Below are 14,026 nucleotides of genomic sequence, written 5' to 3'. Positions count from 1 at the left end.
GACCGCTTTGCGACGGCCGGGCGCTCAGGACGCCTCGAACCGGGCCTCGACGTCGGCGCGAATGACGTGACGTTCGGGTTCGAGGGCGACCACGTGAATGGTGGTGCAGCCCAGGCTCATCGTGTAGCCGCGGGCCTTCGCGAGGGCGTCCTGCACGGCGAGGTCGCGGACCTGGGCGAGCCGCTCGGCACGGGCCTTCTTCGTCATCGTCCACCGCAGTCGTCCGACGTCGACGCCCTCGAGGTCCGCGGCGTCGTCGACGAACACGGCGACCGCCCGGCGGTCGCGGAACGTCGCGGTGAGGGTGGCGCGATACCACTACTGACGTGCCGCAGCCCGGCTCAGTTCGGTTCGTCGAAGAGCGTCTGCTCGGCGTTGGGGTCGGCGAACAGCCCCATCTGCCGAGCCGGGTTGCTCGGGGGCTTTGCCGCGGGCCCGGACGGGTCGTCGCCCTCGCCGGGCGCGGGCTCGTCCGCCGCGGAGCCGACACCCGGGCGCGGGTAGTTGAGGGTGCCGCCGAACCGCTGCGCGAAATCGTCGTCGAGGGTCCGGACGAACGCGTACAGGTCGCCGAGCGTGTCGATCAGGTGCTGCGGCACGTACGGGTTCGCGGGCACCGCGGTGCGCACCGCGACCCGGTCCCCGGCGAGGGTGAACTTGAGCCGCGGCCACTCGCGGTTGAGGTCGGCCACCAGCTCGCTGGCCCGGGTCCGGTCGCTGAGGTGCTGCACCAGCGGCACCCACAGCTGCACCTCCTCGCCCTCGAACCAGGGGCTGACGGTCCCGATGGCCTTGCTGGTCACGAGCATGAAGTCGCCGTCGCGCTCGAGGTCGTACGGGTCGTCGAAGATGTGCGAGAGGGTCCGGCGGACCAGGTCGCGCAGGTGCTCCTCGTCCCGCGGGACGACGGCCTCCTTGATGTCCAGCGCGTCCGCGTCGTCCGCCGCGGGCGGGGTGGCGTCGAAGCCCTGCCCCTCGATGGTGCCCAGCGCCTCGGTGTGCAGGAACGACGGGTGCGGCACACTCCACGTCTCCCGGAACACGGTCACCGCCATCGCCGCCAGCTGATCGGCCCAGTTGGCGGGCTTGTCGACGTAGAACGCCGGCGACCCCGCGTCGGGCTCGCTGTCGGGTTGGCGGGTCGGGCGGTGCCAGCCGAGCTCGACCAGACGCGCCTCGTCCGACTCGGTCAGCCGGTGCCGCGGGTCGAGGTACGAGTTGGACGGGACCTCGCATCGGACCTGGTCGCCGCCCCACGCCAGGAACTGCACGCAGGGGACAAAGCCCTCGACGGTGGACTCTTCGCCCAGTTCGAGGGCCAGCAGGTCGTCGTCGTGCATGGTCGCGATGACGTCGGCCAGGCGTGCCTGGAAGTCGCTCCATGCCTGCTCGACGCTGTCGTCGAAGTTGCCCATGATCCTCCTGCCCTGTTTCGTGAGTGCTTCGGTGTTGCCTCCCAGGGTAGTGCGAGCAGCCGAGGCCGTTCGGGAGGCCATGCGACGAGTCGACCAACATCACATGGCGCCGCGGAACCGCCGGGCGGGCGGCTGCGTCCAATTAGGGTGAACCGGTGCCGACCGGTCTGGGGGGAGCGTTGTGCAGCTGAAACGGGTGGTCCTGGCCATCGTGGCGGGGGCGTGCGGTGCGGCGGTGATGGCCGGGTGTGGATCCGAGACGGTCGCCGGGGAGGCCGTGGTGGCGAGGCCGACGAGCGGATTGTCGGAGCCCGTGTTCAGTCCGTGTGACGACATTCCGGACGAGGTGTTGCGGGGTGTCGGGTTGGATCCGGCGACGGAGTCGCGGGACATTCTCGGGGTCAATCAGCCCGGGTGGAACATTTGCAAATGGATCGGCAGCGGGTATAGCCAAACCGTATTCGCCACCACGTACTCGATGGCAGACGTGCGCGCGAACCCTCGCTACACCGACTTCCAGCAGCAGGAAGTTGGCGACCGTGAGGCGTACTCGTTTCGGGAAGTCGCTGATGCGAGCCGCGAGAGGTGCGACGTCGCAATCGAAACCTCGGATGGCGCTGTGCTGATGCGCGCCAGCATTAGCGTCGCGAATCCGACTGAAGAGAACCCGTGTGACATCGCGTTGCGGGCTGCGAGGGCGTACGAGCCCGTGGTTCCGCGGTAATTTGTTCGACCGATGGGGGCAGAAGTGATTGACGATGCGGTGATAGGCAGCCCGACTTCGCAGTGGCAGGTACTTGGCGCGCAAGTTGATGCTGGCGATCTCTATCTAGCGCCCGGGGTTGCGGGCTGTTGTGCCGCGCAGTGCGCAGAGTTCGTTTCAGTCCTGACTCAGCTGCGGGATGAGGCGGTGAACCTGTCGAATGTCGAGGGGTTCGGGACCGCGCTACCAACCGGTGTAACTCTTGCCGCGAAGTTCTCGAAAAAGGCCCTAGGCGGCGATTATTCGATGGTGCAGGCCCTCACCGACCACATCACTGTCGTCGAGCAGATGCGTCAACTCTTCGAGAAGATCGGCGCCGCCTACGAGGCCGCGGACCGGTCCGCCGCCGACGGAATCGACAGCGCGGGCACCGGGAACCAAGGGAACTGACCGCCCGCGCTCACTCCGCGAGCACAGCCCCCGGATTCAGGATCCCCTGCGGGTCCAGCGCCGTCTTGATCCGCCGGTTCAGCTCCATCACGTCGTCGCCCAGCTGGTGGGGCAGCCAGTCCCGCTTGAGCCGGCCGACGCCGTGCTCGCCGGTGATGGTGCCGCCCAACGCGATCGCGAGGTCCATCACCCGGCCGAACGCACGCTGCGCGCGGTCCGTCTCGTCGGGGTCGGACGGGTCGAACACGATCAGCGGGTGGGTGTTGCCGTCGCCGGCGTGCGCGACCACGCAGATCAGCACGTCGCAGTCCTGCGCGATCTCCTCGACGCCGGTGATCATCTGCGGCAGCGCCTGCATCGGCACCCCGACGTCCTCGAGCAGCAGGCTGCCGAGGGCCTGCACCGCCGGGAACACCGACCGCCGCGCCGCGGTGAAGGCCTGCCCCTCCTCGGGGTCGTCGGTGGCGAACACCTCGGTGGCGCCGTGCTTTTCGCAGGCCGCGACCATCGCCGCGATCTCCTCCGCCGCCACTGCGCCGGGCGCGTCGGACTGCGCCAGCAGCAGCGCCCGGGCGCCCCGGTCCAGGCCCATCCGCACCGAGTCCTCGACGGCGTTGATGCTGGCGTGGTCCATGAACTCGAGCATCGCGGGCCGCAGGTTCCGGGTGATCGCGAGGACCGCGTCGGCGGCGTCCTGCACCGACCCGAACGACGCGACCACCGTCGACGCCGGCGGCTGCGCCGGGATCAGCCGCAGCGTGATCTCGGTGATGACGCCGAGGGTGCCCTCGCTCCCCACGAACAGCTTGGTGAGCGAGAGCCCCGCGACGTCCTTGAGGCGCGGCCCGCCGAGGCGCACCGCGGTGCCGTCGGCGAGCACCACCTGCAGGCCCAGCACGTAGTCGGTGGTGACGCCGTACTTCACGCAGCACAGCCCGCCCGCGTTGGTCGCCGCGTTGCCGCCGATCGAGCAGATCTCGAACGACGACGGGTCCGGCGGGTACCAGAGCCCGTGCTCGGCGGCGGCCGCCTTGACCTCCGCGTTCATCAACCCGGGCTGGGTCACCGCGATGCGGGTCACCGGGTCGACGGTGATCTCTCGCATCCGTTCGGTGCTGAGCACGATGCCGCCGTCCACGGCGGACGAGCCGCCCGACAGCCCCGACCCGGCGCCGCGCGGCACCACCGGCACCGAGTGCTTCGAGGCCCAGCGCATCGCGGCCTGCACGTCCTCGGTGCAGGTCGCGCGGACCACGGCCAGCGGGGTGCCGGCGTTCGGGTCGGCCGCCCAGTCCTGCCGGTAGCCGGCCGTCACGTCCGGATCGGTGACCAGCGCGCCGGCGGGCAGTTCGGCGGCCAGCTCGGCGAGGGTGTCGGGGGTGGTGGCGGTCATGACCCCATCATCGCTCAACCCTGGCCGCCCGTCCGCTGCCCGACCAGCAACCCGACGAGCTGCTCGATCAGGTCGTAGGGGATCGGCTTGCCGAGCGGGAACTTCGCGGTGCCCGGGCCCGACCGGTACGGCGCGAGCCGGCCCTCGAACTCCTCGTCCCCGGACGGCAGCGGGTACACGCTCACGTGCCGCTTCCAGCCCGCGAAGTACACCAGGTGCCTGCCGCCGAGGGTTATCGCCGGGATCTTGTAGCTGATCGTCTCGCCGGCGCCGGGCGCCACCCGGTGGATGGTGCGGCGGATCTCCTGCAGGACGGCGCGCACCTCGTCGGGGAACGACGCGATGTACTCGTCGACGGTCACGAATTCGTCGGCCACAGTTGTCCTTTCGGAACTCGACGCGGCTAGCCGCCGGCCACCACGGTGGTCACCTCGAGCTGGAACACCCCCGGGCCGGAGTTCGCGCAACCGGTGGTGGGGTACGGCAGGAACAGCGACGCGTAGGCGTTGGGCGGGAAGACCCGCAGGCCCGCCACCGGCGTCGGCGCGCACATCTCCGCCGGGTAGTTCTCCACCTGCACCGCGCGCACCTGCGCCGACGCCGTCGCTCCCGGCGCCAGCTCGACCTCCGCGCCCTCCTCGCCGGACCGGGCGGCCGCCGCGCCGACCTCGGTGCCCGACTCCCCGGTCACGTACGAGACGCCGGGGAAGCCCTTCAGCACGCAGGTGCGTCCGCCGGTGTTGGTGAACACCAGCGGCACGATCGTGGACCCGGCGGCGCCCTGCGCCTGCCCCGGGGTGAGCATCAGCTCGGTGGCCGCGCAGGTGTTCGGGTTGTCCACCAGGGTGGTCGCCGCGGCCGGGGACTCCGGGGCGGAGAGGTCCTGCGCCGTAGTGGTGGGGGCCGCGGCGGACGTCGGTGCGGCGGAGGCGGTGCTCGCGGCGGGTTCGGTGTCGTTCGAACTGCAGCCGGCCAGCGTCAGCGCGGCGGCGGCGGTGAGCAACGCGGCGGTCCGGAAGCGGTTCATGAGGCCACCTTTCGTGAATCGGACTTCGTCGACTTGGACGCTACTCGACATCACCGGTGTCCCTCGTGCAGGCAGGCCTCGAACATCGCCCGCACCTCCCCGACGTGACCGTCCAGGCCCTCCGCCGTCCAGCCGTCGGTGGGGACCGCTTCCAGTACGGTGACGTACACGGTCCCGGAGTGCGCGACAAGGGAATTGCGCCACATCCGGTCGCCGGCGTTGTGGATCACCACCGGCACGATCGGCACCTTCGCCTGCATCGCCAGGTGGAAGCCGCCCTTCTTGAACCGGCCGAGCCGCGGGGTGGGCGAGCGGGTGCCCTCCGGCGCGATCACGATGGAGATGCCGCTGCGGAGCTTGTCCACCGCGGGCTGCAGCGCCGCCTTGGCCTTCGTGGTGTCCGAGCGGTCGATGTACGCGACGTCCAGCAGCGCGCCGACGGGGATGAACCGCGGGTCGTGCGCGGCCTCCTTCTTCGCCACCCCCGTCACGTCGCGCTTGATCACGGTGCCCAGCACCAGCATGTCCAGCGAGCTCTGGTGGTTGAACATGAACACCGCCGGCCGGTGGTCCCAGGCGTGTTCCTCGCCGTCGATCTTCACGGTGATCCCCAGCAGCGCCAGGGACAGGTCCGGGCCGACCGTGCCGACCAGGTTCGCGCCCAGTTGCCGGTTCCCGGTGAGCAATCCGGCCGACGCGCCGACCGCCGCGGTCGCCGCCAACGCCCCCATCGCGGTGGCGGTGCGGACGGTGGCCACGGGAGTGGCGCCGCGCTGCGGCTTGGGCAGCGTCACCGACGGCCAGCGCTTGCGGCGGGCCACCCCGGCCAGGCCGCGGTCCGGGTTCAGCGCGACCGGCCGGCCCACCGACTCGAGCATCGGCACGTCCTCGACGCCGTTGGAGTAGGCGAACGCGTCCGCGAGGTCCGCGCCCGCCTTCGCCGCGTAGTCGGCCAGCGCGCTCGCCTTGGCCGACCCCCACAGCGGCGGCGACGCCAGTTCGCCGGTCAGCATCCCGTCTACGACCTCGGGTTCGGTGCACAGCACGTCTTCGATGTCGAGGTCGTCGGCCACGAACCGGGCCTGGTACGGGGTGGCGGAGGTGGCCATCAGCACGGTGTGCCCGGCCCGCCGGTGCGCGGCGAGCAGGTCCCGGACGTCCGGGTAGATCATCCCCGCGATCTCCTGCCGGAACAGCCGCTGCCCCCACTCGAGCAACTCGTCGTCCATCCGGCCGGCCAGCGACTGCACGCCGATCTTCATCAGCGCGCCGACGTCGGCGCCGCGGAACTGGGTGTCGATCGCGGCGCCGGTGGTGCGCAGCAGCTCGCCGACACTGATGTCGAAGCGCCGCAACCGATCCCGGTACACCACGCTGGCCGAGTAGCCGCTGATCAGGGTGCCGTCCAGGTCGAACGCGGCCAGCGTGCCCGGGCCGGGCGGCGCGGCGGCGACCGCGCGGCGGAGGTCCTCGACGCCGGTCACTGGCCCGGCTCCTCGGAGCGCGCCGCCCGCAGGTCGCCGGGTGTCGGCTCGGTCAGCAGGCCGAGCCGCGCGTACGCGAGCGCGCGGATGTGCCGCAGCCGCGCCACCAGGACCCGGATCTCCCCGGCGAACGCCTCCCGGCGGGCCTTGACGCCGTCGTCGGCGGCCTCCACCAGGTCCCGGTTGCGCGCCAGGTTCAGCGCGGTCGCGAACAGCTCGCCGGACACCGACTCGCTGCTGGCGATCTGCTGGCGCAGACGCCGCTGCTGCGCGACGTCGAGGCAGTGCGTGGTGAATGCCTTCTCGTCGAACGCCTTCGACGGCGGCGCCAGCACCAGTTGGTCGGCGACCACCTGGTAGGCCTCGAGGAACGGCAGCAGCACCCGGTGCGCCAGGTACGGCCGAATCGAGGCAAGCATGGTCTCGGTGCGCGCCGGATCGGTCATGACGGACTCCCACTCGGGGTCGATCAGGCCCAGCTCGGTGCGCATCTCCTGCTCGAAGGTGTCCCGATCACTGAAGAAGAACTCGAACTTCAGCAGGTCCCGGATCCGCTTGGCCTCCGCCCAGCCGTCGGCGATCGGGTCGTCGTAGTGCTCGTCGACCGCCCTTTGCAGCACCAGCTCGGCGATCGCCCGGGCCACCAGGAAGTGAATGGTGTTGTTGCGGTAGAACGCCGCCACCAGGTGCTGGTCCCTGCCCAGGTAGTAGACCCGCTCGTCGCCCTTGTCGAAGCGGCGCAGCACCCCCGAGTCGACGTGGGTGAGCAGGGCCTTGCGGATCACCCTTGGGTCATTGAGGTCCACGTCCCCGGCGGTCGGCAGGCCGCGCGCGGTGATGTAGTCCACCATCGGACCGAGGATGAAGCCGAGCTCGGGGACGGTCAGTGCCCGGTCCTCGATGCCGAGGAAGGCGAGCATCACCAGCGACGACGCCGTCACCGGTGTCACCTCGTTGATCCGGTGGCACACCTCGAACGCCGCCTTCTGGATGGCCAGGCGCTGGTCCGGCTCCTGCCGGAGAGCCTCGGCGAGGGAGAGCGGCCGGCCGATCGTCACGTGCGTGACGCCGTGGCGCTGGCCCTGCGCGCGGACGTAGCCAACCATCCAGCGCAGGCCCTCCGGCTTCTTCTCCGCCCCGTGCGCCTCCGCGGCCATCGCGCCGACCTCGTAGAGCTGGTCGTAGCTCAGTGCCACCGGCACCAGGTACACGTCGGACGCGCCGCTGACCCGGAACGCCTTGGTCAGGTACGTCAGCAGGCCGAAGCGCGGCGGCCGCAGCTTCCCGGTCCGGCCGCGTCCGCCCTCGATGTACCACTCGAGGTTGAACCGCTTGGTGAGCAGATACCGCATGTACTCGCGCAGCGACCACTTGTAGACCTCGTCGGTGCCGAACTTGCGGCGGATGAACACGGTGCCGCTGCGCTTGCTGATCGGGCCGATCGGCCAGAAGCCGACGTTGAGCCCGCCCATCACGTGGTTGAGCGGCAGCCCGTTGGCGAGCAGCGCCGGCCGCAGCACCAGCGGGTCCAGGTAGGAACGGTGACTCGGCAGGAACACCAGCGAGTGCTCCTTGTTCAGCGCCCGCAGTTCCTCGAAGCGGCTGGTGTCCACGTCGATCCGGTAGGCGCGGGAGAAGTACCGGCCGAGCCGGTCCCACACCGCGATCGCCTGCCGGCTCTGGGTGGCGACCATCTCGTCGAGGTCGGCCCGGGCACGCTTGTCCACCTCGGCGACCGTCAGGCCCAGCTGCTCGGCGAGATCCAGTGTCCCGGTGTAGAACCGGCGGGTGTCGGTGATCTCGTCGACGACGAAGCGGGAGACCTTGTACTGGCTGCCGAGCAGCCTCAGCTCCGCGCGTTCGAGTGCCAGCGCGGCCTGGCGGCGGATGTACTCGGGCAGCGATCCGCCGCCGCTCTCGGTGAGCCGGCGTTCGAGGTCGCTCAGGGGCGCGGGTGCGCCCTCGATGACCCGGACCCGGGCCGGGTCGGTGCGCAGCGTCCGGCGCTGCGCACCGCGGCCGGGATGCAGCGGGTCCCGCGGCGCCAGCGCCTCACGCAGCCGGACCGCGGGGTTGGGCTTGCGGTCCGCGTCCGGGATCCACACCACCCGCAGCGGGGTGAGCAGCGGGTCGTCGGTGCGCTTGGCGAGGTCGGTCAGGTTCCGGTCGGTGATCGCGACGGTCGCCACCGGCATCCCGGCCGCCGTCGACTTGCCGGCGATCCAGGTGCGCAGCACGCCGGCCTCGGCCTCGGTCATGGTCTCGGTCAGGTAGACCCGCTGCCGGGTCGGGGTGTCGGTCATCGCTCACACGCCTTCCGTCGCGGCCCCGAGGGCCACCATCTCGTCGAGACTGTCCTGCAGGCATCGCATGAACAGGGCGGGCTTGGTGATCGCGGCGGTGTCCAGGTTGACCCCGATGCAGCAGACCCCGACGTGCGAGACGAGGGTGGCCATCGCCGCGCAGCCGGGCGCGGGACCGAACGGGAACATCCGCTCGATCTTCGCGCCGGCCAGGTACACCGGGACCGGGACGCCGGCGACGTTGCTCGCCTGCAGGTCGAGGCCGGTGGCCTGCGAGAGGTACCAGTTGGCCAGCACGTAGGTGGGCAGCCGGGACAGGACGGGCGCGGCCAGGTCGAGGGCGTCGAGCGCCGGCTCCTCGCGCAGCCCCAGCACGATCTTGCGTACCTGCCGGACCCGCGCGGCCGGGTCCGGCTCGCCGACCGGGCCGTTGAAACGGACCGCGGCGAACCTGTTGCCGCCCGACGGGTCCGAGTCGGTGCGCATGCTGATCGGCATGCCCATCGGGATGCTCTCGACCGGCCGGCCGAGCTCCTCGTGGTAGCGGCGGAACCCGCCGAGCAGGGTCGCGACGTAGGCGTCGTTGAGGGAACCGCCCGCAGCGTGCCCCGCGGCCTTGAGCTCGGGCACCCCCACCTCGAGCACCCCGAACCACCGTCCGAGGCCGCGGGTGCGCAGCAGCGGCGAACCCTCCTTGGCCGGTGGCGTCACGATCCGACGCAGCGAGTTCGCGTAGCCCAGGACCTCGGCCGCCGTGTCGATCGGCCGGACGATCGCCGACGTCGCGATGTCGGTGGCGCCCCGGACGAGGCGGGCCAGCCGGCCGGGGGTCCGCTTCAGTTCGTTGAGCGCCTCCTCGTTGAACGCGTCGACGGTGGACAGGTGCTCGGGCGGCGCGGGCTGGCGGTCCGGCTTGTCCGGGGTGTGGTCGGGGCGACGGCTGTGCAGCAGCGTCATCATCTGGATGCCGCCGAGGCCGTCGGTGATGGAGTGGTGGGTCTTGACCACGTACACCGCGCGGCCGTCGTCGAGACCCTCGATGAGCAGGGCGTTCCACGGCGGCCGGGCCTTGTCGAACGGCTCGGTGGCCAGGTGCCGGCACATCCGCAGCGCGTGGTCGAAGTCGGCGGGGGCGGGCAGCCGGACCCGGCGCAGGTGGTAGCCGAGGTCGAACTCCGGGTCCACCGACCACACCGGGTTGCCCAGGTGCAGCGCCGGTTCGACGGCGCGCATCCGGATCCGCGGCACGATGTGCGAGGCCCATTCATGCGCCTCCACCAGCCGGTCCCAGTCCGGGGCGTGGTCGAGGACCTCGACGGCGACGATCGGTGAGCGCAGCTGGGGCTGCGCCTCTTCCATCCGCCACATGCCGGTCTCGAAGTCGGACATCGTGCGGTCCGCGCCCCACGCGATCGCGGAGAGGTCGACGTCCACCGCGCTGGGAGGAATCAGTGGATCGCCGTCGCCCATGTTCGCGCTCCCTCGGTCGTGTCCCACCCGTGGTCGTGGATCCCAGTGTGGACCCGACGCGGCCGGTGCGCACCGCTTTGCCGGTCGTGGGCGGTGGGTGTCGGGGCGGGTCGGCGGCGAGGCGTGCGGCCGGCCGGTGCGCCGGCGGCGGCGGGATCCAACACGCCGAACTCTGTACGAACGACTGAATCCGCACCGAATCGGCGAGTCGTACGTTTTCGGGCGAGTCGTACCTTCTGCTCTCGATCGACTGCATGCATCTTCGGGCGGCCCCGAGGACCGGCGACCGAGGGCAAGTGCCCGAATGTCCCGAGGCCGGCCGACACCGCGGGTCGGTGGTCGGCGTCCCCACCGCCCGGGCTAAGGTGTGACGCAAGTCTCACTAGCCGGGACGGGTACGTGCTTATCGCTCGACAAAGGACGATCGTTACACCTGCCGACGGAAAAACTTCGGCGAAAGTCGTCACACAAGCAACAATCGCCACATCGGTAACTCTGTTACCAGAACGTGTTAGCTAGCCCCAGCGCGATGGGCAAATCGGGGTTAAGTTGTCCTCATCGCTCCAGGGCGTCGAAGTGTTACAGCATTGGCGAACCGCCATCCGACGAAGGGACCAACACGATGCGAGATCTGGGATCCCCCACGAATGACCTGGTCAATGCAGTGCTGTCCTACGAGTTCGACGGTGGCGAGGTTGACGTCCACGCGATCGACCGCGTCCGGGACGGCGAGAACGCCGAGTGGATGAACGCGCTGTCGGAGAGCGGGATGTTCTCGGACGAGGCCCTGGTCTCGATCCTCGCGGCCTGGCAGCGGGACCCGGAGCTCCTGGTCGACGCGCTGCTCGGTGGCGCCGACGAGGTGTCGCGGCGCCGGCTCAAGGCAGCCCGCCGCAAGTCCCTGTTCCCGGCCCGCGTGGCCGACTTCGCCTGACCCAGACGCCCTGACCCAGACCCCCTGACTCAGCCGCCCGACTGCCTCAACCCTCACCGATGACGATCACCTCGTCGTCGGTGAGGGTTTTGTATGTGGTGCCCTCGCGCCGGTACCGCTCGGCGACCGCCTCGACCAGGGCCGCCTCGTCGTCGCCGTACCCCGGTGAGCGGAAGTGCGGCACGATCGAGTGGTCGATCAGGCCGAGCCCGTCCCACCGCACCGGCACCCCGCACGTAGGCTCGACCTCCGCCGGGTCGTCCAGCGTCTCGAGGCCGCGCAGGCTCGGCGACATCACGCACGCGCCGGCGCTGTACCCGGCGTAGACCAGCGCATCGGCCCGCAGCAGTTCCGTGAGCACCGTGTCGGCGCCGCTGCGCGCGAACTGCGCGCGCAGGACGAAGGTGTTTCCGCCGCGCACCCACACCATGGGGAACCCGGCCAGCCGCTCCCGCAGCGACCCGGGGTCGCCCACGTGCTCGCGCAGGTCCAGTTCCTCCGGCGTGAACCCCAGCCGCCGCAGCGGCACCAGGTCGCTGACCACCGCGGAGTCGCGGGCGCTGCCCCAGGCGTCCGCGGCGTTCGCGATGACCGCGACCCGGCCGGGCGTCCCGACCAGCCGCAACAGCCGGCCCGGGTCCGCGCCGAAGCGGTACGAGGACAGGAACAGCCGCATCAGATGGTGAAGGCGAGGTGGGTGGCCACCCGCCGGCCGAGCTCCTCGTCTCCGGCGAGACCGATCTCGCCGAGGTGTGCCGCCGGGTCCACCCGGCCGCCGCACAGCCGGGTGAACAGCCGAGAGTCCATGCTCACCGTTGCGGTCGGCGGGCCGGCGAGCTCCGGTACCACCGCGGCGCGGCCGTCGACCGCGACGTGAATCTCGCGGGCCAGCGGACCCGACAGTGCGAAGGTGACCGACGAGCCGTCCGGCGCCTGGCCCTTCTTGCCGACGGCGAAGCCGAGCCCGCCCAGCAGTTCGGCCAGCGCGTACTCCGCGCGGGGACCACCCTCGTCGCCGGGCCGGCCGATTGCGTCGCGGATGTCGTGCTCGTGGAACCAGCAGTCGAAGAGCCGGGTCCGCATGAACCGTCCGTAACTCTCCGGGCCCACCGGCGTGATCGCCGGGGCGTCGAAGTCGTCCTGGGTCATCGCGGCGAGCGACTCGGCGCGCCGGCCGGTGACCTCCCTGTAGGTCTCGAGTACCGAGGCGGGGGAGTGCCTGCGCAGCCCCAGCACCCAGCGTTCGTTGAAGGAACCGATCGGATTGTGCACGTGCGGCAGCTCCGGCACGGCGTCCTCCGCCAGCGGGGGATCGATGCCGCTGAGCATCGACTCGATGCCGATCAGGTGCGAGACCACGTCCTGCACGGTCCAGCCCGGCAGCGGCGAGGGCGTCGACCACTCGTCGTCGGCGAGGTCGTCGAGCAGGCCGGCGATGACGTCCCACTGTTCGACGAGCGCGGTGGTCAGCGGTTCGCGGGCGAGCAGTGTCAGCTTCTTTGTCTCACTCACGGACTTCACTCTATGGGGCGCGTCCCCGGGGCCGCGTCCGAACGCGAATCGAGACCGTATCCGCAACGAACGCAGCCCTTTTCGGGTCCGTCGGGTACGAACGCGCTGCAGTCGGGGCAGACCCGGTCGAGCCAGCAGGCAGGGTCCCCGCCGAGGTCATCGTCTCTCACGTGGCCGTACCTCTCGCCGGTGTCGTCCCGCTCACCGGGCAGTGCCTCTCACTCAGCAGGTGATTCCTATTACTCGGTGGTGCCGCTCACCTACTCGGTAGTGCCGCTCATACCGACTGGGAGAGGAACTCGGCCAGCACGACGGCGTGGCTGTGTTCGAGGTCGCGGACGGCGGTGAGCAACACCAGCGGCCGACCGGCCGCCAGTTCCTTCACCCGGCCGATTGCCGCCTGTCCGGAGTCCGACTCGAGCTCCGCGAGGTAGCGGGCCCGGAACTCCCGGAAGTGCGCGACTTCGTGGCTGTACCAGGCGCGCAGCTCGCTCGACGGCGCCAGGTCCTTGGCCCAGTCGTCGTAGTGGAAGGCGTCCTTCCGGATGCCGCGCGGCCACAACCGGTCGACGAAGATCCGGGCGCCGGGCTCGGGCTCCGGGTGGTCGTAGAGGCGCTCGACCGTGACGGTCAACGGGGTGTGACTGGTCATCGGCACCTCCGGCTCGAGCTGTGTCGTCCAGGTTACGTGCCGTGACGCGTGCGTTACGGCACGTATCGCCCAAGTTACTCGACGTGACGCACGCGTTACGGTCTGTATCACCCAGGTTACTAGACGTGACTGGGATCACATTCGACAGTACATTTGCCCAGTACGGCACTGTTCGGATTCGATTCAGTGCCCAGTGGGCAGGATTTGGTTTCCCAAAACGGTCAAACCTCTGGCTAGCATGAGGCACTTCGTGCGAGCTGGGTCATCTTCCGCTTGTCGCACGCGGGGCCCCACCCGTAGCAGCCCCGACACCGTCTACCTCAGGAAGTCACAGTCAGTTGGACACAATGCAGAGCACTACGCCGCGCCCTACGGTCGGCGTCGTTCGGGAAACGAACGACGGTGAACGACGGGTCGCGCTGGTCCCCAAGATGGTCGCCTCGTTGATCGGCAAGGGCGTCGACGTCATCGTCGAGTCCGGTGCCGGGCTCGCCGCCCTGATGCCCGACGAGCTCTACAAGGAGGCCGGCGCCACCATCGGCGACGCCTGGTCCGCCGACGTGGTCCTCAAGGTCGCCGCCCCCAACACCGAGGAGACCGCGCGGCTGCGGCCGGGTCAGAAGCTGATCGGGTTCCTCGCCCCGCGCACCAACGAGTCCGGCATCGCCGCGCTCGCCGCCGCC

The 14,026-nt window shown here is 70.5% G+C and carries 13 protein-coding genes and 2 pseudogenes; 4 read left to right on the top strand and 11 right to left on the bottom strand.

The features are described 5' to 3' along the window. Positions 1-24 precede the first annotated feature (24 nt). Positions 25-300, bottom strand: a pseudogene (locus AC1DWC_RS20990) (SIMPL domain-containing protein); the annotation flags it as partial. 41 nt (positions 301-341) lie between these two features. After that, entirely contained in the window at positions 342-1,415 is a 1,074-nt protein-coding gene (locus tag AC1DWC_RS20985; protein WP_477911156.1) for a TY-Chap domain-containing protein, read from the bottom strand. A 181-nt stretch (positions 1,416-1,596) separates the two neighbouring features. Here AC1DWC_RS20985 and AC1DWC_RS20980 point away from each other — a divergent pair, with 181 nt between their 5' ends. Next, positions 1,597-2,139, top strand: coding sequence for a DUF3558 domain-containing protein (locus AC1DWC_RS20980; RefSeq protein WP_477911154.1), 543 nt, complete (start codon positions 1,597-1,599; stop codon positions 2,137-2,139). Between the two features lie 24 nt (positions 2,140-2,163). Continuing rightward, positions 2,164-2,568, top strand: coding sequence for a hypothetical protein (locus tag AC1DWC_RS20975; protein ID WP_477911152.1), 405 nt, complete (start codon positions 2,164-2,166; stop codon positions 2,566-2,568). 10 nt (positions 2,569-2,578) lie between these two features. On the opposite strand, the gene AC1DWC_RS20970 is transcribed toward AC1DWC_RS20975, so the two are convergent. Genes AC1DWC_RS20970 through AC1DWC_RS20945 form a run of 6 tightly spaced genes read right to left on the bottom strand, consistent with a single transcriptional unit; the run spans position 2,579 to position 10,245 of the window. Next, complete coding sequence (locus AC1DWC_RS20970) at positions 2,579-3,961, bottom strand: FAD-binding oxidoreductase (protein ID WP_477911150.1); 1,383 nt, start codon at positions 3,959-3,961, stop codon at positions 2,579-2,581. Positions 3,962-3,975: 14 nt separating this feature from the next. Continuing rightward, positions 3,976-4,338 carry an iron chaperone gene (locus AC1DWC_RS20965; protein WP_477911148.1) on the bottom strand — a complete coding sequence of 121 codons (363 nt, stop codon included), beginning with the start codon at positions 4,336-4,338 and terminating at the stop codon, positions 3,976-3,978. Between the two features lie 26 nt (positions 4,339-4,364). Continuing rightward, the gene (locus AC1DWC_RS20960) at positions 4,365-4,988 is read right to left on the bottom strand and encodes a DUF4232 domain-containing protein (protein ID WP_477911146.1); all 624 of its coding nucleotides are present in this window, start codon (positions 4,986-4,988) and stop codon (positions 4,365-4,367) included. A 50-nt stretch (positions 4,989-5,038) separates the two neighbouring features. Further along, positions 5,039-6,472, bottom strand: a complete 1,434-nt coding sequence (locus tag AC1DWC_RS20955; protein ID WP_477911144.1) for an HAD-IB family hydrolase — start codon at positions 6,470-6,472, stop codon at positions 5,039-5,041. Beyond that, on the bottom strand, positions 6,469-8,775 hold the full coding sequence (locus AC1DWC_RS20950; RefSeq protein ID WP_477911142.1) for a glycerol-3-phosphate 1-O-acyltransferase: 2,307 nt from the start codon (positions 8,773-8,775) through the stop codon (positions 6,469-6,471). The genes AC1DWC_RS20955 and AC1DWC_RS20950 overlap by 4 nt, the downstream gene beginning before the upstream one ends. Before the next feature lie 3 nt (positions 8,776-8,778). Continuing rightward, positions 8,779-10,245 carry a wax ester/triacylglycerol synthase domain-containing protein gene (locus AC1DWC_RS20945; RefSeq protein WP_477911140.1) on the bottom strand — a complete coding sequence of 489 codons (1,467 nt, stop codon included), beginning with the start codon at positions 10,243-10,245 and terminating at the stop codon, positions 8,779-8,781. 622 nt (positions 10,246-10,867) lie between these two features. Here AC1DWC_RS20945 and AC1DWC_RS20940 point away from each other — a divergent pair. Next, positions 10,868-11,179 carry a hypothetical protein gene (locus AC1DWC_RS20940; protein WP_072847333.1) on the top strand — a complete coding sequence of 104 codons (312 nt, stop codon included), beginning with the start codon at positions 10,868-10,870 and terminating at the stop codon, positions 11,177-11,179. A 46-nt stretch (positions 11,180-11,225) separates the two neighbouring features. On the opposite strand, the gene AC1DWC_RS20935 is transcribed toward AC1DWC_RS20940, so the two are convergent. The 3 genes from AC1DWC_RS20935 to AC1DWC_RS20925 form a co-directional block, all read right to left on the bottom strand. Beyond that, a complete protein-coding gene (locus AC1DWC_RS20935; RefSeq protein ID WP_477911138.1) occupies positions 11,226-11,855 on the bottom strand; it encodes a Type 1 glutamine amidotransferase-like domain-containing protein in 630 nt (209 codons plus the stop codon). Next, complete coding sequence (locus AC1DWC_RS20930) at positions 11,855-12,673, bottom strand: maleylpyruvate isomerase family mycothiol-dependent enzyme (RefSeq protein WP_477911182.1); 819 nt, start codon at positions 12,671-12,673, stop codon at positions 11,855-11,857. The genes AC1DWC_RS20935 and AC1DWC_RS20930 overlap by 1 nt, the downstream gene beginning before the upstream one ends. Positions 12,674-12,968: 295 nt before the next feature. Beyond that, a complete protein-coding gene (locus AC1DWC_RS20925; protein ID WP_477911136.1) occupies positions 12,969-13,343 on the bottom strand; it encodes a DUF488 domain-containing protein in 375 nt (124 codons plus the stop codon). A gap of 347 nt (positions 13,344-13,690) precedes the next feature. On the opposite strand from AC1DWC_RS20925, the pseudogene AC1DWC_RS20920 reads away from it, so the two are divergent. After that, positions 13,691-14,026, top strand: a pseudogene (locus tag AC1DWC_RS20920) (NAD(P)(+) transhydrogenase (Re/Si-specific) subunit alpha); the annotation flags it as partial.

The organism is Rhodococcus sp. P4_C10 (assembly GCF_056402135.1).
The sequence above is the reverse complement of the archived record's forward strand: the minus strand, read 5'-3'. Positions and strand labels throughout refer to the sequence as shown.

Excerpts from the sequence above, each read along its gene's own strand:
- AC1DWC_RS20985 (WP_477911156.1), bottom strand. The coding sequence starts at position 1,415 with ATGGGCAACTTCGACGACAGCGTCGAGCAGGCATGGAGCGACTTCCAG.
- AC1DWC_RS20970 (WP_477911150.1), bottom strand. The coding sequence starts at position 3,961 with ATGACCGCCACCACCCCCGACACCCTCGCCGAGCTGGCCGCCGAACTG.
- AC1DWC_RS20960 (WP_477911146.1), bottom strand. The coding sequence starts at position 4,988 with ATGAACCGCTTCCGGACCGCCGCGTTGCTCACCGCCGCCGCCGCGCTG.
- AC1DWC_RS20950 (WP_477911142.1), bottom strand. The coding sequence starts at position 8,775 with ATGACCGACACCCCGACCCGGCAGCGGGTCTACCTGACCGAGACCATG.
- AC1DWC_RS20945 (WP_477911140.1), bottom strand. The coding sequence starts at position 10,245 with ATGGGCGACGGCGATCCACTGATTCCTCCCAGCGCGGTGGACGTCGAC.
- AC1DWC_RS20940 (WP_072847333.1), top strand. The coding sequence starts at position 10,868 with ATGCGAGATCTGGGATCCCCCACGAATGACCTGGTCAATGCAGTGCTG.
- AC1DWC_RS20935 (WP_477911138.1), bottom strand. The coding sequence starts at position 11,855 with ATGCGGCTGTTCCTGTCCTCGTACCGCTTCGGCGCGGACCCGGGCCGG.
- AC1DWC_RS20925 (WP_477911136.1), bottom strand. The coding sequence starts at position 13,343 with ATGACCAGTCACACCCCGTTGACCGTCACGGTCGAGCGCCTCTACGAC.